The sequence below is a fragment of the Bacteroidota bacterium genome (assembly GCA_017303905.1).
Classification (GTDB): Bacteria; Bacteroidota; Bacteroidia; order B-17B0; family Aurantibacillaceae; genus JAHEYG01.
In genome coordinates, this window is sequence record JAFLBH010000001.1 from 803520 (window position 1) to 825769 (window position 22250).

At 37.3% G+C, this 22250-nt stretch carries 18 protein-coding genes; 12 read left to right on the forward strand and 6 right to left on the reverse strand.

Features of this window, described 5'->3' with window-relative positions:
* Positions 1–118 precede the first annotated feature (118 nt).
* The 6 genes from mfd (at position 119) to J0L69_03385 (ending at position 7799) form a co-directional block, all read left to right on the forward strand.
* Positions 119–3502, forward strand: coding sequence for a transcription-repair coupling factor (mfd, locus tag J0L69_03360; GenBank protein MBN8692205.1), 3384 nt, complete (start codon positions 119–121; stop codon positions 3500–3502).
* A 13-nt stretch (positions 3503–3515) separates the two neighbouring features.
* Positions 3516–4484 carry a HAMP domain-containing histidine kinase gene (locus J0L69_03365; GenBank protein ID MBN8692206.1) on the forward strand — a complete coding sequence of 323 codons (969 nt, stop codon included), beginning with the start codon at positions 3516–3518 and terminating at the stop codon, positions 4482–4484.
* Positions 4420–5625 carry an ABC transporter substrate-binding protein gene (locus tag J0L69_03370; GenBank protein ID MBN8692207.1) on the forward strand — a complete coding sequence of 402 codons (1206 nt, stop codon included), beginning with the start codon at positions 4420–4422 and terminating at the stop codon, positions 5623–5625. The genes J0L69_03365 and J0L69_03370 overlap by 65 nt, the downstream gene beginning before the upstream one ends.
* 8 nt (positions 5626–5633) lie before the next feature.
* The gene (locus J0L69_03375; GenBank protein ID MBN8692208.1) at positions 5634–6617 is read left to right on the forward strand and encodes an iron ABC transporter permease; all 984 of its coding nucleotides are present in this window, start codon (positions 5634–5636) and stop codon (positions 6615–6617) included.
* Positions 6617–7312, forward strand: a complete 696-nt coding sequence (locus J0L69_03380; GenBank protein ID MBN8692209.1) for an ABC transporter ATP-binding protein — start codon at positions 6617–6619, stop codon at positions 7310–7312. Before J0L69_03375 ends, J0L69_03380 begins: the two co-directional genes overlap by 1 nt.
* Before the next feature lie 64 nt (positions 7313–7376).
* A complete protein-coding gene (locus tag J0L69_03385) occupies positions 7377–7799 on the forward strand; it encodes an SET domain-containing protein (protein ID MBN8692210.1) in 423 nt (140 codons plus the stop codon).
* Positions 7800–7801: 2 nt separating this feature from the next.
* Here J0L69_03385 and J0L69_03390 read toward each other — a convergent pair whose 3' ends face one another.
* Together J0L69_03390 and rimO are read right to left on the reverse strand one after the other, a co-directional pair.
* Positions 7802–8464: a hypothetical protein gene (locus tag J0L69_03390; GenBank protein MBN8692211.1), complete on the reverse strand. Its 663-nt coding sequence runs from the start codon at positions 8462–8464 to the stop codon at positions 7802–7804.
* 9 nt (positions 8465–8473) lie between these two features.
* Positions 8474–9787: a 30S ribosomal protein S12 methylthiotransferase RimO gene (gene rimO / locus J0L69_03395; GenBank protein ID MBN8692212.1), complete on the reverse strand. Its 1314-nt coding sequence runs from the start codon at positions 9785–9787 to the stop codon at positions 8474–8476.
* A gap of 47 nt (positions 9788–9834) precedes the next feature.
* Here rimO and J0L69_03400 point away from each other — a divergent pair, with 47 nt between their 5' ends.
* The 5 genes from J0L69_03400 (at position 9835) to J0L69_03420 (ending at position 14599) form a co-directional block, all read left to right on the forward strand.
* Entirely contained in the window at positions 9835–11613 is a 1779-nt protein-coding gene (locus J0L69_03400; protein MBN8692213.1) for a sensor histidine kinase, read from the forward strand.
* Between the two features lies 1 nt (position 11614).
* Entirely contained in the window at positions 11615–12631 is a 1017-nt protein-coding gene (locus J0L69_03405; protein ID MBN8692214.1) for a potassium channel protein, read from the forward strand.
* A 1-nt stretch (position 12632) separates the two neighbouring features.
* Positions 12633–13046 carry a GxxExxY protein gene (locus tag J0L69_03410; GenBank protein ID MBN8692215.1) on the forward strand — a complete coding sequence of 138 codons (414 nt, stop codon included), beginning with the start codon at positions 12633–12635 and terminating at the stop codon, positions 13044–13046.
* Between the two features lie 181 nt (positions 13047–13227).
* Positions 13228–14151, forward strand: coding sequence for an SDR family oxidoreductase (locus J0L69_03415; protein MBN8692216.1), 924 nt, complete (start codon positions 13228–13230; stop codon positions 14149–14151).
* Positions 14132–14599 (forward strand): hypothetical protein, encoded by a 468-nt coding sequence (locus tag J0L69_03420; GenBank protein MBN8692217.1) that lies wholly within the window; start codon positions 14132–14134, stop codon positions 14597–14599. Before J0L69_03415 ends, J0L69_03420 begins: the two co-directional genes overlap by 20 nt.
* 4 nt (positions 14600–14603) lie before the next feature.
* Here the strand turns inward: J0L69_03420 and J0L69_03425 are convergent, their stop codons facing one another.
* From J0L69_03425 to J0L69_03435, 3 genes are read right to left on the reverse strand one after another with little or no spacing between them, the layout of a single operon-like run.
* A complete protein-coding gene (locus tag J0L69_03425; protein ID MBN8692218.1) occupies positions 14604–15008 on the reverse strand; it encodes a DUF393 domain-containing protein in 405 nt (134 codons plus the stop codon).
* On the reverse strand, positions 14986–16416 hold the full coding sequence (locus tag J0L69_03430; GenBank protein ID MBN8692219.1) for a hypothetical protein: 1431 nt from the start codon (positions 16414–16416) through the stop codon (positions 14986–14988). Before J0L69_03430 ends, J0L69_03425 begins: the two co-directional genes overlap by 23 nt.
* Positions 16416–18638 carry a VCBS repeat-containing protein gene (locus J0L69_03435; GenBank protein ID MBN8692220.1) on the reverse strand — a complete coding sequence of 741 codons (2223 nt, stop codon included), beginning with the start codon at positions 18636–18638 and terminating at the stop codon, positions 16416–16418. The genes J0L69_03430 and J0L69_03435 overlap by 1 nt, the downstream gene beginning before the upstream one ends.
* A 131-nt stretch (positions 18639–18769) precedes the next feature.
* On the opposite strand from J0L69_03435, the gene J0L69_03440 reads away from it, so the two are divergent.
* A complete protein-coding gene (locus J0L69_03440; protein ID MBN8692221.1) occupies positions 18770–20977 on the forward strand; it encodes a PKD domain-containing protein in 2208 nt (735 codons plus the stop codon).
* On the opposite strand, the gene J0L69_03445 is transcribed toward J0L69_03440, so the two are convergent.
* Entirely contained in the window at positions 20961–22211 is a 1251-nt protein-coding gene (locus tag J0L69_03445; GenBank protein MBN8692222.1) for a DUF2029 domain-containing protein, read from the reverse strand. The two genes, J0L69_03440 and J0L69_03445, sit on opposite strands and share 17 nt — an antisense overlap.
* Positions 22212–22250: the final 39 nt, after the last annotated feature.

The following is a 22250-nucleotide window of genomic DNA, read 5'->3' on the forward strand; positions in this document are numbered from 1 at the left end:
CAATATTATTTATAGGATTGGCGTAAAACAATCATTCATATACGCTAAAATTGGATTCCTATTTTTATCATCATTAAATTCTAATTTGTTAAATTTTAGCTACTTTTGCTCTAACAAAATGGCAGAAGGGACGATTTTAGATGGCCTTTTAGATTTTAAGGATTACAACATTAAGCCACAAAAAAACCAAGTTTTTTCGGGTTTAAGGGGCTCTGCTATTGCCTTTATTGTAGCTTCCGCTTTCAAAAAGCAAAATCAAAACTACCTTATCATCTCTTCTGATAAAGAGAAAGCGGCTTACCTATTTAATGATTTACAGTCGCTTATTGATGAGGCAAAGGTTTTGTTTTTTCCGGAGTCGCAGCGCTCCCCCTATCTTATAGAAAAAACAGCCAATGCCAATATACAGGAACGAACGGAGGTTTTAAGCCATTTGGTAAGGGATACTTTTAAAGGTATCATGGTTACTTACCCGCTGGCTCTCACCGAAAAAATCACTACAAAATCACAACTCAATACAAACACACTTCAAATTAAAAAAGGCGAAAAATTAAGCATTGAGTTTATTCAGGATTTTTTAAACACCTATCACTTTCAGCAATCCGATTTTGTTTTTGAACCCGGACAATATTCTATACGCGGCGGTATTATTGATATTTACTCTTATGCCAATGAATTTCCTTTTCGTTTGGAATTGTTTGGTGATGAGGTGGAATCCATAAAAACATTTGATCCTTCTTCCCAGCTCTCAAATACCCGTCACGATTTTGTGACTATCATTCCAAATATTAATTCGGCACAACTAACGGAAAGCCGCAGCTCTTTATTCGAGTATTTTAATAATGAATGCGTGTTATTTGTGGAAGATAAAATTTTCGCGGCCGATGCCATCGATAAATTTTATTCGAAGGCTGAAGAGGAATTTTTAAAATTAAGCGGAGAAGTTAAACATCTCCCTCCTCAAGAATTATTTATCTCTAAATCAGAATTTGAAAACAATACCACCAAATTTACCTGCGTAGAATTCGGAAGCAATGTTCTTCAGCAAGAAATTACACTAACGTTTAATCAAAGTCCGCAACCCACTTTTCACAAAAACTTTGAGATGCTCATCAATAATCTCAAAGAAAATAAGGCTAAGGGCTACAAAAATTATTTTTTAACGGATAATGCCAAACAGGCCGACCGATTGTTTACCATTTTTGATGACATGCTAGCGTCTGAGCACCGCGACCATCAAACACTCATTCAGCATCTACCGTTAAATATTCATGAAGGTTTTGTTGATCACGATTTAAAAGTGGCATGTTACACGGATCATCAAATTTTTGATCGCTACCATCGTTTCCGTTTGAAAGAAACAAAGCAGCGAACAGCTCAATCACTTACTCTAAAAGAAATATTAGGATTGATGCCCGGAGATTTCGTGACACACATCGATCACGGAATCGGACGATTCGGAGGATTACATAAACTAACTGTTAACGGCAAAACACAAGAGGTCGTAAGATTAGTGTATAAAGACAATGATATACTTTATGTAAGTATTCATAGTCTGCACCGTATCAGTAAATACACCGGAAAAGAAGGAAACGTTCCGCGCATAGATAAATTAGGAAGCACCACCTGGGCGACTTTAAAACAAAAAACAAAACGAAATGTAAAGGAACTGGCTTTTGACTTAATTAAGTTATATGCTACACGTAAAGCACAACCAGGTCACGCATTTCCGAAAGACAATTATTTGCAACACGAATTAGAGGCTTCGTTTATATATGAAGATACTCCCGATCAGGTTAAAGTAACAGCAGATGTTAAACGCGATATGCAAAAGCCTCACCCTATGGACCGTTTGGTATGCGGTGATGTAGGTTTTGGGAAAACAGAAATTGCCATTCGCGCGGCATTTAAAGCTGTATGCGATAGTAAGCAAGTGGTGGTAATGGTGCCAACAACTATTTTGGCGTACCAACATTTTAAAACATTTAGCGAACGCTTAAAAGATTTTCCTTGTAAGGTAGATTACATAAACAGATTTCGCAGTGCGAAAGATCAAAAAGAAATCATAAAGCAATTGAATGATGGTAAAATTGACATCATTATAGGAACCCATCGTCTCGCCGGAAAAGAAGTGAAGTTTAAAAATTTAGGTTTACTCATCATTGATGAAGAACAAAAATTCGGAGTTGGTGTAAAAGATAAATTAAAGCTTTTGCGTGCGAATGTTGATACACTTACGCTTACTGCAACGCCAATTCCGCGTACGCTCCAATTTAGTTTGATGGGTGCCCGCGATTTGTCTGTTATTTCAACACCGCCGCCAAATCGTTATCCGGTGCAAACCGAATTATGTGTGTTTAGTGAAGAATTAATTAGAGACGCAGTTGCGTATGAAATTAAAAGGGGCGGACAAGTTTTCTTTGTGCATAATAAAGTTCAGAATATTGGCGAAGTAGCGGGCATGATTCAGCGATTAGTGCCGGAAGCGCGCGTTGCTATAGGGCACGGACAAATGGAGGGAGAAAAATTAGAAGAGGTGATGCTCATGTTTATGGAAGGAAATTATGATGTGTTAGTTGCTACTACCATTATCGAATCGGGCTTAGATATCAGTAATGCGAATACAATATTAATTAATGACGCGCAAAATTTCGGCTTAAGTGATTTGCATCAGATGCGCGGTCGTGTAGGTAGAAGTAATAAAAAAGCATTTTGTTATTTACTTGCACCGCCACAAGTGAGCTTAACCGATGAAGCACGCAAGCGATTAAAAGCGATTGTAGATTTTAGTGATTTAGGAAGCGGATTTCAAATAGCCATGCGCGATTTGGATATACGAGGTGCAGGAAACATGCTTGGAGCAGAACAAAGCGGTTTTATAAACGATATGGGTTTTGATACCTATATGAAAATTTTGAATGAAGCAGTTGAAGAATTAAAGCAAGAGGATTGGTACAAAGAAACTATTCTTCCGGAAGAGAATGAAGAGGCACATGATAAAAGTGTATTCTCGCGTCAGTTTGTAAAAGAAACTGTTATCGATACGGATTTACAATTATTAATCCCGGATTATTACGTCAGTAATTTAACTGAACGCTTATTGTTATACCGTGAGTTGGATAATATTACAAAGGAAGAAGATTTAATTAAATACGAAGAGAATTTACGGGATCGTTTTGGTCCGGTTCCAACCGAAGCAATCGAATTGATTAATGTGGTGCGATTCCGTTGGAAGGCAATGGCATTAGGTTTCGAGAAAGTAACATTAAAGAACAAAATGATGTTGGCCTACTTTGTGGCGCACAAAGAATCGCCATATTATAGTACACCTGTGTTTCATGGCGTAATTGCCTTTGCGCAAAAATTCAATAAATTATGTCGCTTAAAAGAACAAAACGATAAGTTTTACGTCACTATTGAAGAGGTGGAAGATGTGAAAAAGGCAATGCGTGTTTTAGAGGACATGAATGCGTTAATTGTTAAACCCGCACAAAACAATTAAATTTGATTAATTGATGAGAAAGCGCTCCCGTTCCATATTTATTTTTACGATACTTTTTGCATATATCATTTTACAATTTTTGTGGTGGGAGATTTTAATGGTGAAGCAAACCTCCGAAATCATCAATGAAAAGCAAAAAATTGTAGCGCTTACTTCCACCGATCCTCAACAAATGCAATTGGAAATAAATCAATTACTCAAAACTAAAAAATTAAAAATCTATATGATTGCGGGTGAGGGCACCGTGTTTTTATTATTGTTGTTGTATGGAATTTACCGTATTCGTAAAGCTTATGAAACAGAAACGCAATTAGTATCACAGCAAAAAAACTTTGTGCTAAGCGTAACACATGAATTAAAAACACCAATTGCCGCAACTAAGCTTCAGCTGCAAACATTATTAAAGCACAAACAATTGGATGAGGATAAGCGCGAACAATTATTGCAAAATGCGTTGAAGGAGACGAATCGATTGAACCGTTTAATTGAAGATGTATTACTTGCAAGTCGCGCTGATAAGAATGAGCTACTCATGAATACCGAAAGGATAAATCTTAGTGATTTAGCAAAGGATATCATTGAAAGTTATTATAAGGAAAAGGTTAATGATGGAAGTCTATTAGTGAACCTTGAATCGGATGTATATGTTTTAACGGATAAAGTTTTATTTCCTTCCATCATTATTAATCTTATTGATAATGCCTTTAAATATTCACAGGAAAATCCTAAAGTTAGCTTTGAACTTAAACAGGAAGGTCAACATGCAAAACTAAAGATTTCGGATAACGGCATCGGTGTAGAGGCAGAGCAAAGAGAAAAAATATTCGAGAAGTTTTATAGAGTTGGAAACGAAGAAACACGTAAAACTAAAGGCACCGGTCTCGGACTTTACATTGTGAAAACAATTGTGGATGCACATGGCGGAAAAATTTCATTATCATCTAATCAACCAAAAGGAAGTGTATTTTCGATTACTATTTAGTTGTTTAATTGCAGTAATTGTTTTAGTTGTGCAATCCTGCACTCCAAATGAAACGGTCGCTGCTGAAAGCTTGTCTGCAAAACCCTTGAAGGCGGATTCAAGCATTCGTTATGCACAACGTTTTTCGATTGCAGAAACTGACAATTGTAAAGTGCTTTTTATTTTTGGCAAAAGGGATTCAAAGGATACCACAGCTACTTTTGTGTTATATAAAGGCGAGCAGCAACCTGATCTGAAATTCAAAAACTCTTATTACATAAACATCCCTGTTAAGAGCATAGCTTGTTTAAGTTCTGTTTATGCTTCCATGCTCGATAAAATGAATTTGCTTGATAAAGTTGTGGCCATTGAAAATGCCGATTATTATAACAACACGTATATTCTTGATAAAGTACGTAGCAAACAAATTGTTGAAATTGCAAAGAGTCCGGAAATTGACATTGAAAAAACGTTGATGTTAAATCCCGGTTTGTTATTAACCTTTGGCATGGGGAATCCAAAGGATGATGTACATGAAAAAATACTTTCTTCAAAAATTCCGGTAGCGGTTACGCTTGATCATTTGGAGGAGCATCCTTTAGCGCGTGCCGAGTGGATAAAATTCATTGCTGCTTTTTTTGATAAATCAACCTTGGCTGATTCATTGTTTCTTGTAACAGAAACCAATTACACGAAATTAAAAAGTATGACGGATTCAGTTCATAGTAAACCTAGTGTACTTACTGAAATAAAGTATGCAGATGCGTGGTATGTACCCGGCGGAAAAAGTTTTATGGCACATTTATTAAAAGATGCCGGCGCAAATTATTTATGGAAAGACGAGAATCAAACGGGAAGCATCCCTTTGAATTTTGAGCAGGTTTACGAAAAGGCTGGTGGGGCTGATTACTGGTTAAATTTATTCGTCAACATCAATACTAAAAAAGATTTGCTGGCATTCGACGAACGTTATGCTTTATTTAATGCATTTAAAACAGGTCAATTGTATAACAACACACTTCATGCTAACGATAAGGGATACAGTATTTATTGGGCGGAAGGAATGACGAATCCCGACGAATTACTGGCTGATTTAATCGCGATTTTTCATCCTCAACTCTTGCCGCAACATCAGCTTAAGTATTATAAAAAGATTAACTAATTTTAGGCGTGGCAAAATCTCCACTCATAAATAGTTTATTACTGCTTGGCGGACTCGTCGTATTATTTTATTTAAATCTGTTTTACGGGAGTACAGTGTTAACCTGGAGTGAAGTTAGTTCCGGAACGGCACGCACCATTTTCTTTGATATTCGTTTGCCAAAGTCGATTACTGCCATTTTAGCCGGTGGCGGATTGGCTGTGGCCGGACTTTTAATGCAAACACTTTTTCGTAATCCATTAGCTGGGCCCTACGTGCTGGGCGTAAGCAGTGGTGCCGGACTAGCAGTAGCCATTGCGATGATGTTATTTGGCGGTATCACCGATTATTTAGCCGGAAAATCTTTGATCAGTTTTGCTGCCATAAGCGGTGCTTTATTAGTGATGCTGTTTGTGTTGTTCATTTCAAAAAGAAGTAAAAGTAACATTACGGTATTGTTAGTTGGTGTGATGTTCTCTCAAATTTTAGGTGCAGCGCAAGGAATTATCGAATACGTTTCCAATCCCGCGAGCTTAAAAAGTTTTATTGTGTGGGGAATGGGCTCAGTAAGTAACACAACCATGTCGGATGTGAAAATATTGATTATAGTGGTTTTATTGTTAGTCGTGTGTACTCTGTTCCTGTCAAAATCATTAAATGCTTTATTGCTAAATGAAGCGTATGCTCAAAATTTAGGAATCAATGTAAATCGCTTAAGAATTTTCATTATTGTCATCACTGCTTGTTTAACCGGAATAATCACAGCCTTTTGCGGTCCAATTGCATTTGTAGGTTTGTCGGTTCCGATTGCCTCGCGTTTAATATTTAAAACATCACATCAATTGCATCAAATTATTTATTCATTCTTATTAGGCGCCTTCACGCTATTATTGTGTGATTGCATTTGTCAATGGTTAAGTTCAAATTATTTGTTGCCAATTAATACCTTAACTACATTGATCGGCTCTCCGGTTGTTATTTATTTATTGTTTAAATCAAAAACATTATCGTAATGCTGGAGTTGAAGGACATACATATTGGTTATGCCGACAAAGTTGTTCAAGCCGGAATTACGTTGAGTATTGATGCCGGACAATTTATAGCGTTGGCAGGCAACAATGGTTGTGGTAAATCAACTTTACTAAAAACTATTTGTGGTGTTATTCCGTTGCTGAAAGGAACTTTATTAATCGATGGTAAAAATGCTGCTGAGTTGACAGCAGCTCAATTAGCGTCACAAGTGGCGGTGGTATTAACCGATAAAATATCAGGCTTCAATCTTACTGCATTTGACGTGGTGGCTAGCGGACGAATTCCGTACCTCAATTCATTTGGTATTTTAACAGAGGAAGATAAATCTATTGTTCAATCGAGTATGAACTCCATTGGTATTTTTGAACTTTGCGAGCGATCTTATGATGAATTGAGTGACGGACAAAAACAAAAAGTTTTAATTGCAAAGGCATTGGCACAGCAAACCTCTGTCATATTAATGGACGAGCCAACAGCGTTTTTGGATTATAAATCCAGACTGGCTTTATTTGCTTTGTTAAAACAATTGTCAAAGGAACAGGGGAAAACAATTGTGATTTCATCGCACGACATCGACATCATGTTTAAACACGTGGATAAAGTGATTTATTTTAACGAATCAGGGTATCAATTCGGCGAACCGGATAAACTTTACAACGAGGTTATCTCAAAATAATGAAACTAATTATCATTTAAATTTTTAGAACAACAAAAAATACTATTTTTGTCGCCGTTATTCTATGGCACTTATCGTAAAAAAATCCAGGTTACCAAAAGCAGGCAAAGGCCTCTTTACCACAAAAGCAATTAAAAAAGATACTCGTATTATTGAGTACAGAGGCGAAATCATTAAATGGAAGCAATACCAGGAACGCGTTGATAAATGCGAAGACGGATATTTGTTTTTCATTAGTAAAGAAAGATGTATTGATGCATTTCCAACACCTCAATACAAGGCACGTTATGCTAACGACGCAGAAGGAATGAGTCGTGTTAAGGGATTAAAAAATAATTGCGTTTACGAAATAGTTGGAAAGAAGTGTTACATTCAGGCTACCCGCGATATCAAAGCAGGCGAAGAAATTTTTGTAGACTATACGAAAGAATATTGGGATGCGGTACGCTACAATATTAAGCATGGTTTCGAGAAGAAACCAAAATAATCCTACTTTTCAATAGGAACACTTTTCACTTTCTTTAATTCCATGGCAATAGCTGGACCAACAACAAGCGCAGGTCCTAGCCAAAGTATAATAGGGTTTATTGGAATATGTTCGGTTTGATTTACTAAAAAAGCGGTTACTGCACCAATATAGCTACCCATCATATGACCAATGTGTCTTTTAAGCCAGTAAAGTGTTTCTTTTGGTTCTCTTAGCATCAAGCGCACATTGGTTCTGACACTTAAAAGGCCAAATAAACCGAACACTAAAGGAATCACGCCTCCAAAATTTCCCTTCACAAATAATATTATTCCTGCAAATACAATCATTCCTATAAACGTAAGGCCGGCAATTATTTCTATGAACCAATCTGTTTTTAATGGCTTCTGACCTTTATGTAGATTTTTTAATCGTAAAGTGCGGAATCCAATGAGTGTGCTGTAATAAGTAAAAATACCTATTAAGAACAGAAACAATAATCCCTTATAAATTGAGACGAACATGGCGGTTATAAAAACAACCGTCATACACCAAAAGTAAATTTTACCAATCGGTTTGTGTTTGGGTGTGTTTTTACGTAATCCAAATGCAATAGCGCCAAATAGTAATGCGCCACTCCCAGCTATGATGTGAATGATAACAGCTATCCGAATAATTAACTCCATTAAATAAAGTTAAACTAAATCGCCGTATAAATCAAAATCGCTGGCGTCGTTGATTTTTACTTTGGCAAAATCACCAAGGCGAACATATGTGTCTTTAGTGGCTTTAACCAATACTTCATTATCTACATCCGGACTGTCAAACTCAGTTCTTCCAATGAAAAAATCGTTTTCTTTTCTGTCGAATAAAACATTAAATGTTTGTCCGATTTTATTTTGATTAAGGGTATAAGAAATTTCTTGTTGTGCGGCCATCACTGCATCGGCACGTTGACGTTTAATTTTTTCACTCACATCATCTTTTAATAAAAACGCGGATGTATTTTCTTCATGTGAATAAGTGAAAATTCCTAAGCGGTCGAACTTAGTATCTTCCACCCAGCGCAACATTTCTTCGTGATCTTTTTGTGTTTCTCCGGGATAACCTGCAATTAACGTTGTGCGAATGGCAATGCCTGGCACTTTATCGCGAATCTGATTCACTAAATCAATCGTTTTTTGTTTGGTAGTACCGCGTTTCATGCTTTTCAGCATGTTGTCGCTAATGTGTTGCAAAGGCATATCCAGGTAATTGCAAACATTGGCTTTCTTATTCATTACATCCAGCACTTCCATTGGGAAGCCACTCGGAAAGGCGTAATGCAATCGGAGCCAATCAATCCCTTCAACATCGCTTAAGCGATCTACCAGATCAGCGAGCTCACGTTTTTTGTAAATATCCAATCCGTAATAAGTAAGATCTTGTGCAATCAATAATAATTCTTTAGTACCGTTAGCAGCTAATTTTTTGGCACGCGCTACTAATTCTTCTTTAGGAACTGACACATGTCCGCCTCGCATTAAAGGAATTGCACAAAAGCTGCACGGACGATCACAACCTTCACTGATTTTAAAATAAGCGTAGTGATGCGGTGTTGTAAGTAATCGTTCACCTACCAATTCATGTTTATAATCTGCTTTTAATGTTTTTAAAATCTTAGGCAGTTCACGCGTTCCAAAATATGCGTCCACATCCGGAATTTCTTTTTCCAAATCTGATTTATAGCGTTCGCTTAAACATCCGGTCACGTAAACTTTCTCAACCAAACCATCTTTCTTTGCATCTACATAACGTAAAATGGTGTCAATGCTTTCTTGCTTCGCATTTTCAACAAAGCCGCAGGTGTTAATGATAACAATGTTATGGTCATCATCTTTACTTTCATGCTCAACCGTAAAGTTATTGGCCTTTAATTGCCCCATCAGCACTTCGCTGTCAACAATATTTTTGCTGCAACCAAGTGTAACTACGTTTACTTTATTTTTTTTAAGGGTACGTGCTTTCATTGGTGTAAAGATAGGGGTATTTAGTAAGAAATTAGTATTTTTATTGAGTGAAAAACATTGTACTCACCTTTCTGATTAGCGTATTTTCCGCTGCTGCATTTGCGGGCACCCCAAAGATTGATTCACTTAAGAAGGCCTGTCAGGCTGCAGGATTAAGTGATTTTGATAAAACCATTGAGATTTGTGGTTTAGGAATTCGCGCCTCAGAAGCTTCACGTGATTCGGTTTCGTTAGCTTGGTTTAATCGCAATATTGGCGTTGCCTATTATTTTAAAGGGGAGTATGAGGCCGCCTCTAAATTCTATTTTAAATCCATTACTATTCTCGAAAGGGCAAATCAGCCATCCGAGTTAGCCGCTGCTTATAATGATTTAGCAAAACTTTACCGCAAGACACGTAAATTAAAACAAGCCGAAGAAAATTATGATAAGGCTATGAGTATTTACGTTGCGCTCAAAGACAGTAATAGTATTGCTGCCATTTACAATGAATCAGGAGTTGTGTTTGAATATGCCGGAGATTATGAAAAAGCGTTAGAGCGTTACCGTTTATCTTTGGGTATGTCGGAAAAGCTGGGAAGTAAAGTGGGAGTGGCTTATGCTTTAAATAACATAGCCGGTGCTCTTAGTTTGCAGCAGAAATTTAATGAAGCTGAAGTCTATCTGAAAAAAGCATTGGAAATAAGAAAAGGAATGCGAGATACATTTGCTCTGGCAATTAATTATTCCGACTTAGGTGTAAATTATTATAGCGCAAAGTTGCACAAACAAGCCATTGCTTATCTTGATAGCAGTAATCAGATTGCTTATGATTTGAAGTATGCTGAATTATTGTCGAATAATTTTTTATATATCTCAAAGGCTTACGAAGAATTAGGTGAGCACGAAAAGTCTCTGCTGTTTTATAAGCGACATGTTAGTTTAAAGGACTCAGTTTTTACTTTGGAGAGTGAAAAGCAATTGAATGAATTAACTACCAAATATCAAACAGAGAAGAAAGATTTAGAATTGGTAAAGAATAAAGCGGAAATAGAATCGCAACGTTATTCCAATTTTATTAAAAACATCGTAATACTTTCAATTTTAATTTTCGTTTTGCTTCTCGCTTTTATTTCTTACCAATTTTATAAGAAAAAGCAAATAGAACAAAAAGCAAAAGCAGATGCAGAGTTAGCCAAGGAAAAGGAAACGCGTACTAAAGCAATTGTAGAGGCGGAAGAGAAGGAGCGAAGACGAATAGCGCAAGACTTACATGACGGTGTCGGCCAAATTTTGTCGGCGGCTAAATTGAATTTAAGTTCATTGCAGTCGAAAATACATTTGAACACACCGGAAGAAAAGGAAGCCATGGCTAATGCTTTAAGTTTGGTGGATGATTCGGTAAAGGAAGTCAGAACGGTTTCGCACAGTATGATGCCGAACACGCTCTTAAAATTGGGATTAGCCAGTGCGGTTAAGGAATTTGTGACTAAAATGGGGAATCTGCCTAATCTGAAAGTGGATTTGGAAATTGTTGGCATGGACAAACGTTTAGACGATCAAACAGAAACAGTTCTATACCGTGTCATTCAGGAAGTTGTCAATAATATTATCAAACACGCTAAGGCAAATACCATAAATCTGCAATTAATTCGTCATGAGGATGAGTTGACGGTGATGATTGAGGATAACGGTGTGGGATTTGATACGGGCAAGATAAATGAGTTTGGCGGAATTGGATTAAAAAACATAATTTCGAGGATCGAATTTTTAAACGGTACTGTGCATTTTGATTCAACCCCGGGTAAGGGAACGAACGTAATAATTGAGGTGCCAATAAGTAAATAAAATGAAAGAGTTTTTTCGTCAATACTTCAATTTATGGGTTCCGCTGAGTGTACTATTTGCCTTGATCTTTATAGGCACTATTGGATATGTTGTCATCGATGATTATCCGCTCTTTGACGCTTTCTATATGACCATTATCACCATTGCAACGGTAGGTTATACGGAGGTACACAAATTATCTGACGCCGGTAAAATGTTCACGGTGTTTTTAATCATCACAAGTTTTGGTACATTTGCTTATGCGGTTTCGGCCATTACACGATTTGTGGTGGATGGCGAATTCAACACGTTTTTAAAGAATAAAAAATTGAACGAAGCGATACAAAAATTATCAGGACACGTTATCATTTGCGGATACGGACGTAACGGTCGGCAGGCAGCGCACGTACTAAAAAAGCACAATCGTCGATTTGTTGTGATTGAAAATAGTAATCAGGTTACCGAATCCATTACACATAAATTTAGTGATCTTGTTATTAATGGTGATTCAACAAAGGATGAGACACTAATTAAGGCCGGCATCTTACGCGCTTCTGCATTAATCACCACTTTGCCAATTGACGCAGATAATTTATTTATTGTGTTAACGGCACGTCATTTGAACCCAAACCTTACCATTATTTCCCGCGCGAGTGATGATAACTCGGATACCAAATTGAAAATCGCCGGTGCTAATAACGTTATCATGCCTGATAGAGTAGGTGGAGCTCATATGGCTTCTCTGGTTATGAAACCGGATGTGATGGAATTTATTGACTTTATTACTGCAGAAGGCGGCGATAATATTAATCTCGAAGAAATTTCTTTTGATAAGCCATCAGAGGAAATGATAAATAAAACTTTGAAGGATTTAGAAATCAGAAATAAGTCGGGGGCAAACATTATCGGATTTAAAACAGCCATGGGGGAATACGTTGTAAATCCAAGTGCCGATACCAAAATCATTCCTCATTCTAAGATATTTGTATTAGGCACTCCTGATCAAATAAAGAAGCTTAAAGAGTTGCTTATAGTATAAGATGGAGTCAAAATCAACCGTCAAAAAATTTGAACCTATACCTGAGGAGTTGAATGAGATGGGCAAACTCATAGTAGATGCTGCATATACCGTACATAAAAAATTGGGACCAGGTTTGCTGGAAAGAGTATATGAAGTGTGTTTTTGTCATGAATTAGTTCAACGAGGTTTGAAATTTCAGAGACAGGTTGAAATCCCTATAACATACGACGATTTTATTTTTGATGAGGGATTGCGATTAGATGTATTAGTTGAGGAAAAAGTCATATGTGAGTTAAAAGCTGTGGATATGATTAATCCTGTTTGGGAAGCTCAAGTATTAAGTCATTTGAAATTAACCAATAAGCGATTAGGATATTTAATCAATTTTAATGTGGTGAATATCGGCAGTGGTATTAAAAGATTTGTTGTTTAATGTGTCGCCACCAAAACACCAAAACACAAAACGAAGTGTAGATACTTTGGTGAGTATTGGAGATTTAGTGTTTTAGTGGTAAGTAAAAAGTATCGTCACCAAAAACGCAAACACAAAAAGAGAGCAGATAGTTTAGTGAACTTTGGAGGTTTAGTGTTTTAGTGGCAAATAAAAATAGACTATGAAAATTTTAATTACAGGTTCTAACGGATTACTCGGACAAAAATTAGTTTATAAACTAAAACAAAAGCCGGGTGTTACATTAATTGCTACAGCGCGTGGTGAGAATCGTTTGGTGGATAAGAGCGGATACGTTTACGATTCGTTGGATATCACCGATTACAACAACGTAAAAGCAGTATTTGAAAAGCATAAGCCCGATGTTATCATCAATACTGCAGCCATGACTAACGTGGATGCGTGTGAAACCGATCGCGACGGTGCTTTATTAATGAATGCAACTTCCGTGGAGCATCAGGTAAAAGTTTTAGAGAGCTTGCAAAATGAAAATTACAAACCTCATTTCATTCATTTATCTACCGATTTTATTTTTGATGGTACGCACGGCCCTTTAACTGAAGAAGAAAAACCCAATCCCTTAAGTTATTACGCCGAAACAAAATTAATGGCTGAGCAGATTGTACAAGCCAGTAAACTGAAGTGGGCCATGGCACGCACGGTTTTGGTTTATGGTATTGTCGATAACATGAGTCGAAGTAATATCGTGTTGTGGGTGAAACAAAATTTAGAGCAAGGCAAAAAAATAAATGTAGTGGATGATCAATTCCGCACACCAACCTTAGCGGAAGATTTAGCGGATGGCTGTATTTTAATTGCTGAAAAGGGTGCCACCGGAATTTTTAATATTTCCGGTAAAGATTTCATGAGCATATTGGAATTGGCCCATAAAGTAGCGGATTATTACAAACTTGATAAGAGCTTAATCAATCCGTCTAAGTCGGCCGACATCAAACAACCGGCTAAACGTCCGCCACGCACCGGTTTCATTATTGATAAAGCGAAGAAAGTATTAGGATATAATCCCCACAGTTTTGAAGAAGGTATCCGCTTAATGGAAGAGCAAATTGCAAAGATGGGGAAGTGATAATTTCAGATCGCAAATAAAAGCGATTAATTATGCAGTATTGCTTTCGTTCATCTTTATTAGTTGCCGAAAGGAAATAAATCCTATTACAGGAGTATACCAAAGCAAAACGTATAAACACCATTCTTTTCTGGAAAAATTATCTATGTATTTGAGGAATGAATCCATTATTGTGGGGCAAGTATTGGTATTACAGCCTGACTCTTTGTTTTATCTTAAAACATGTGGTAGTCATTTGTCGGGAAAATGGAATGTAAAAGAAGGTGATACTTTATTATTGTTTTGTGAAAGAAACCGCTTGCGCAACGATTCTTTAAACAAGATTGAAAAACCCACTTGCGGAACAGAGCCGATGAAATACTTCATTAAACATGGAGAGCTCGAAAGTTGGTTTTATTATGAAGGCGAAAAGGTTTTTGATCGCTTGCAAAAAACAGAATTTCATTAATCCATTATTCGGCAAAACGCTGTTTTGTTTCTTCAGTCATCACCTCACAGTATCCCGTGCTTCCAAACCAGGTAATTCTGTTTTTAGCAATGTAATCGTATACAAAATCGCGGATAAAATAAGGCACAATCATAAATACAATCATCAAAGGCCACAATCCTTTTAAGCGTAAACACAAACGCAAGGCGGCCCCTGACTTGGTGTATGCTTTATTGTTGTGAACGTATACTATGCTGTCGGTACTGATGCCGTATTTTTCCAATAGGCTTTTTCCGTAGGCCGATTGTAATGGTGAAAAAACCAATTCAGATTTCCGCTCTTTGCGGATTAAAAACTTCACACTGCGATTGCATAAGCCGCAAACACCATCAAACAGAACAACATCTTTATTTTCGGTAGGCAATGCCATAAGGATCAACCGACACTTCGGTTTTCTTTTTTAATACTTGTAGGGTGTTTACGTCAATCAAATTGATAAAACCGTTTCTTCCGGCGCACATCGCGGTGTGGTGGGGGGCCGGACCGTTAGAAAAAATATTGCGACTGGCAACATACAAAACTTTCTTGCTTTCATCTACCGCCAAACCATGGGGTAAAAATCCAACCTTAATGTTTTGCGTAGAATAAGTACTCATGTTTATCACTTCTACACTTCCATTCGCACCAGCATTCGTGTCATATTCACAAGTAACAAATAAACGGTTGGTTGGAACGTGAAAAGCCATTTCTAAAGGGTAAGTGCCTGTTGGAATCACTTGCGTAACTGTTTCGGAGGCGATATCAAAAACTCTTACTTCATTGCTGTTCTGGCAGGTCACAAAGAATTTTGTTTTATCAGGTGACAATAAAAGTTCATGCGGGTCTAAAGAGCTTGCTCCACTAGGCGGTAAACCATTTAAACTGACTTGCCATACGTTATTAAAGGCCGTATCCAATTTATATATATAATTTCCATATTGAGCAGTTACGTAAATCATATCATTGGCTGCATTTAATGCAACGCCATGCGCCTGTGTATATCCACCGTAATTGCGTATTAGTTTCATTTGCTCAACATCAACAGCAGCAATATGTCCGTTAATGGCCCAGGCAACACAAAATGCTTTTTTACCATCATCCGTTAAAATCATAGTGTTCCAATCATAGTTTGCACCCAGACTAACTGTCGCCACTAATTGATCATCACTGCAACGGAATTTTTGCATTTTATCAGAGTTGGTAAACACAACATACCAGTATTGTCCGTCAGGACTTACCTTCACCATGTGAGGTGATTCAATATTGTTAGGATCAACTCCCACATCAATCACGCGCATGGGCAATTGAGTTTCGCTGTCAAATACAGTTACAACATCACAACCCTGATTTATCACATATAATTTTTTTCGGTTTGGATTATCAGCCCATTTTACGTTGCCATTTACGTCGGGAGCACCCGCGTCAATCCAGTTCTTTATGGTTTGTACTTCCTCCCTCGAAAGTTTTTCTCCGTTGATAGGCATCGTTGGTAAATTCACAGGCCCCAAATCATTATAAGAATTAATAAAGTAACAGAGCGAGGAGAATCGACTGCTATATGGAATAACAGGAGAACCTGAACGGCTTCCTTTAAACAAATCACTCCATGTACTTAAATTTAATCCGCTGGCAGCTTCCGCACTGGCAGCGTTATGGCAGCCGGTAGTGGCACATTGGTTCACCATTATTTTTCCTACCTCATTGGGATAATTCCCATAATTGGTTAATCCTTTGTCTTTGCGGCAAAAGCTGAAGGCAAAAAGCAATACAAAAGGAAATATGAATTTAAGGGATTTCACTAATCGATAATTATTTTTTTGTAAACGCTTTGTTCCGAATTTTTATTTCTGATTTTTATTTCACAGAAGTAAACACCCGAAGGTAAATCGGCAACATTGAATTGGGTTCTTTCAAAATTATCACTCTTGCTTAGAATTGTTTTGCCGAGAACATCTGTTATGGTCACATCAAATTTATAAGCGTCGTTTAATTTTATAAAAATAAAATCCTTCGCGGGATTTGGAAACACAACAACATCATTGGCGTTTACTAACGAAACTTCATTTATACCGATTCCAACATTGTTAGAGGAGAAATAAGTTAATCCGCCTGCGTAGTTACCGCAAATCAAATCACGATTTCCGTCATTGGTGATATCAACATATTGTAAGGCACTTTGCATACCTTCGTAAATAACGTTCACATTGGTATCAATTCGGTTGAAGTTACCAGTAAGATTACCATCAATATTATCGTAATAAAAAACTCTTCCGCTGGTGGATCCGCACAGCAATTTGTAAGAACCACTTTCATCATACATGAACGGCGTGCAGTTTCCGGTTAAATATACAGCCGGATTTCCTCGTACGTTTACATTTCCAAATGTGGAGGTGATTAAACTATAAGTTGGCGAACTAACGGTTCCCGTATTGCGGTAATAAGCTAATCTTCCGTTTTGCATGCCTACTAATAAATCCAATTTACTGTCGCGATCAATATCGATGAGTTGAGGATACGCGTAAGAAGAGGGCGTTGTAATTCCGAAATAATTGAATTTAAAATTGCTGAAGTTGCATATGTTTCCTGAGCCGGCGGTATTTTCCAGCCAGTGAATTCTTCCGTAAGTATCGCCTAAAACCAAATCTTTATCACCATCCCCGTCGATATCTCCTACTGTAGGAACTAAACCAAACATGGTATTAGTTAATGTTGAAACAGATGCAAAGTCGCGGGTAATTAATGAATAGGAAGGTTGAGAAAGTGTGCCTACATTTTTATAAAATGTAAGTCTTGTTTTGTTGATGCCGTTATCATAGTATCCATGATTTCCTATCAGTAAATCCAACAAACCATCATTGTCGTTATCAAATAAAACAGGATACGCGCCTTCGCCTACATCAATCATGTCTTCTTGTAAAAAGTTCGTTTTTACAAATTGAAATTCGTTCGTTGTAGTTCCGTTATTTTTATAATACCACACGCTTTCAAAATTCTCACTGTAAGAATCATTAGGACTCGCTAATAAATCTTTTTTTCCATCATTATCTACATCTAAAAAATAGGTGCATGGAAAGGAATTTAAATTAATGACTTGGGTATTGGCAAGTAACGGATAATTTGGAAAGCGTTTTGTTGTATCAGTTATATTAGCATTACTAATACTTCCGCCGTTTTCCATATAAGTTACATGTGAGCAGGAAATATCCCCCATAATTAAATCCTGGTCACCATCATTATCTCTGTCGAAACACATTAAGCAGGAACCCGCATGTAAAACCTTTTGAACGGCATCGTTATACGTGATTTGTAAAGGACAATCATTCAGTGTAACGGCGCAACTATTTTCGCTAATGTTTCCCCAGCAATAGTCTACCATATCAAACACTAAACTGTCGCTAATACCGTACAATTCTTTACTCTGATTCTGATGGTATTCTATTTTAAATCCGGTTGAACTGAAAGTGAGTACATCCATATCGCCATCATTGTCGATGTCGGTAAAACCGGGAACAGATTGCGGGCTGGAATAGATATTTCCCATGGTTGGCGAAGAGGAAGGTGTAAAATCAGATTTAAGTCGCGTTTTCTCCAATTGAAAACTTATAGTGGAACCAACACTTGTGTTTTTAAAAACTTTTATTCCGCCTAAAACGTAAGTAAATAAATCTTCTTTTCCATCATTGTTATAATCATAAAAAAACATCCAATTATCAACCGCAGGAAAAGATGATTTCAAATTTCCATTTACTCTGTATTTAGTTTCGCCGGCATTGCTTTCATTGATGAAACAACGAACAACGCCGTAAGCGAAGGAATTTACTTTATCGAAAACCACGATGTCTTTTTTACCATCACCGTTTAAATCTACTTTTGAAAATTGACAGAAATTAAGTCCACCTGCCCACGGTGAACGTAAAATTTTTCCGGCTTCCATAACGGAAAGTGTATCGCGTCCTACCGGAAGCTGTGCGCTTGCATTAAAAAGCGACAATGCAAGTATGAATTTTAAATAAAATCTCATTCTTACAAAGTTAAGTCATGGTATTTCAATTCCCTAATCAAAACCATGTTAAATCACTCGTTATAAGGCGCATTTTGCTCATTTGCTTTTAAAATCCGGTAATTTTTGCTAACTTTATTAGTTAAATCATTATGGCCCAAAAGCTGCGCATATTAGCTTTTTTTGTTGGGTTTTGTTTGTATACCCTACAAACGAAGGCAACACATATTGTGGGTGGTGAAATTTACTACGATTATTTAGGCAGTAATAATTATAAAGTAACCTTAAAGGTTTTTAGAGATTGTTTTAATGGTTTAGCGCCCTTCGATAATCCGGCCTTTCTTACTGTTTACGATGCTTCTTCAAATGTAATTATGACACGAAGTCTGCCATTACTCTCAGTAACAAATATCCCTCCTTCCATCAACAATCCATGTATTCAAACGCCAAATGATGTATGTGTGGAAGAAGGTTTATATGAGGATGTGATAAATCTTCCTCCTAAAACCGGCGGATATTATTTGGTGTATCAACGTTGTTGTCGCAACGTAACTATTCTTAATGTCATTAATCCGAATGCTGTGGGAGCTACCTATTGGGAGCACATTCCCGGGCCGGAAGTAGTGGCTCAAAACAGTTCACCACGGTTTAAAAAATTTCCGCCTATTTTTATTTGTAATGGCATTCCCATTAACTTCGATCATTCCGCAACAGATGCCGATGGTGATTTATTAGTGTATTCATTATGTAGTCCATTTAACGGATTAGATGATTGTTGTCCGAGTATTGGAACTGCAGCGCCTCAGGCATGTGCTAGTCCGCCATCTTCTTGTCCAACGGTTAACACCCCTCCGCCATATGTAGCGGTACCATTTCAGCCACCTTATACTGGTAGTTTTCCGATGTCATCATCACCTACCATAAATATTAATCCAACAACAGGATTTTTAAGTGGCGTTCCGGATATTAACGGACAATGGGTTGTTGGGGTTTGTGTGCAGGAATTCAGGAACAATGTTTTAATCGGGACGCATCATCGCGATTTTCAATTTAATGTGGTGACGTGTAATGTTACGGTGCTAAGCGCGATGCAGGATCAGATGCAACCTTGCTCGGGGTATACGGTTAATTTTGTTAATCAAAGTATAGGAGGAACTCAGTTTCATTGGGATTTTGGAGTAAACGCGTTAACGAACGATACATCTAATTTAGTTAATCCCACATATGTATATCCTGATACCGGGAAATATACGGTAACCTTAATTGCAGAGCCCGGTAAACCTTGCAGTGATACATTGAAAAAGACATTTTATGTATACCCGGTTTTATCGCCAACATTTACAACTCCTCCGGCTCAGTGTATTACGGGGAATAGTTTCAATTATTCAGTTACAGGAACCTATGCGCCTTATTCCACCTTCAGTTGGAATTTTGGATCGACTGCTACACCGGCCACATCAACATTATCTTCACCAACGGGAGTCACATATAGCGCTCCGGGAACTTATCCCGTCTTGGTAACAGTGAAGCAAGCTATCTGCACGAAGTTATTGAGTGATAGCGTAACTATTACACCAAAGCCGCAAGCAGGTTTTAATTCAGATTCATTGGAGGAGTGTGACCCTGCCGTAGTAACATTTAGTAATACGAGTATCGCATCTGCAGGAGCAACGTATTTATGGCAGGTAAGTAATGGTGCATCTTCAACGCAGCAGAATCCAACATTCACCATTACACCGGCGGGAGTTTACAATGTTACTTTAACGGTTATTTCAAACAATGGATGTGTCGATACAAGCAAGTTTGTTGTGCCTGCTATGGTCACAGTAAATGTTAGACCGCAAGCCGGATTTTCTTTTTTACCAACGGAGACGACTATTTTTGATCCGGATATTTATTTTTTCGATGAAAGTATAAACTCTACGAGTTGGTATTACACGTTTGGTGATGGCGAATCATCTACAATGGTAAATCCATCGCACCATTATAATAATTACGGTGATTTTACTGTAGTACAAACTGTAGTAAATGGATTTGGTTGTCCGGATACAGCGACCCGCATTGTAAAGATTTTACCTGAGTTCAGATTTTGGATACCGAATAGTTTTACCCCGGCGAAGGCGGATGGATTAAACGATGTGTTTATGCCAAGTATAATAGGGGTAGAAGAATATAAATTTGATATTTATGATCGCTGGGGCGAGAAGATATTCAGTACAAATGACACTTCAAAAGGATGGGACGGAACATTCAAAGGAAAATTATGCAAGCAGGATGTTTATGTTTGGATGATATCTTTCTTAAATGTGGTGAGTAAGCGCGATGAGTATCATTACGGTCATGTTACACTGTTGCGTTAACACTTTCTTTTTCTTTCGGCTCACAAAAAGCTAATACAATTACCAATAGAATGGCAGCATAAGTTAAAATCTTAAAATGCTCGTAATACTCATTGAATTCACCTAATAATAATTTCAAATTACAAATCAGGTAAATTAGGACAAGCATGAAACCTATTGCTTTTTTAAAATTTTTATTTAGTTCGTTTCTATTTCGAATAAGATAATGAATACAAAAAACAAAGGCCGGGCAAACAAATAAAAAAGCATAGTGTTGCTGATGCGGGAATATAAGCGGAATAAGCATCAGAATGTAACTAACTTCACGGAAACGCTGATAAAAAGTAACGGGCTTTTTAAAAGGCGCTGAGCGTAAAAAATAAAGGGTGAAGGCAATTAAAATTAAGCGCACTATATTCAGGATTAAATTTAAATGTTCAATGCTGATATCTGCGATATTGCGCGGAATAGTTAAAGCATGTTTGTCGGGTACGTTTTTTACGAGAAGAGTTGAGAGTAGAGTCGATAAGCCGTGGAAGCTTCTTTCTTCAGTATCGAGTACATGATTTGAATTAAGGGGATTAATCAAGTGTCCCCATGTTGCCAACAATTGCTGATTGTGATCCCACCCGATAACTACAGCCGGAATAAACATGTATAAAAAATAAAACACAATGGTAAAAATGGCGCCTTTGAAAAACCCACGGTAAAGTAAGTAAGGAACTAAAACAATTGGTAAAAGTTTTATGTTAATACCGAGTGCAATGAGAGCCCCTCCGCTAATGTATTTGTTGGCGAAAATAAATTGTAGTCCTTGTAAAGCCAAATACATGATGATAATTGTAATCTGCATCGCGTGAATGTTTTCATGAATAAAGCGCAAGGCAAACAGAAAACCGCAAACACGTAAAAACATTAAATGTTTTTTGCTGAAATCGTGCAGGGGTAAAAGGTTTTTAATAATGAGAAATATTCTGTAGACTAAAAAAATGTTTAACGTAATCCAAAGTGAATTATACGCCCACGGTGGTAAAAATGAAAGCGGGTAGATGATGATGGCGAATAACACTGAATAGAAATAATGATAGCCGTCGAAATATGTATTTACAAAAATATCATCCCCTTTAAATAAATCGCGGGAGGCATTCAGATAAATGGTTAAATCGCCGCGGTTTTGTGATTCGAGAAATACGTAAACGGACAGCAGTAAAAAGCCAAGTGAGTAAATCAGATATTTTTTTGCGGTAGGATTCATGAAAAAACCCGGGCATTGTACCGGGTTTAAAATTACATT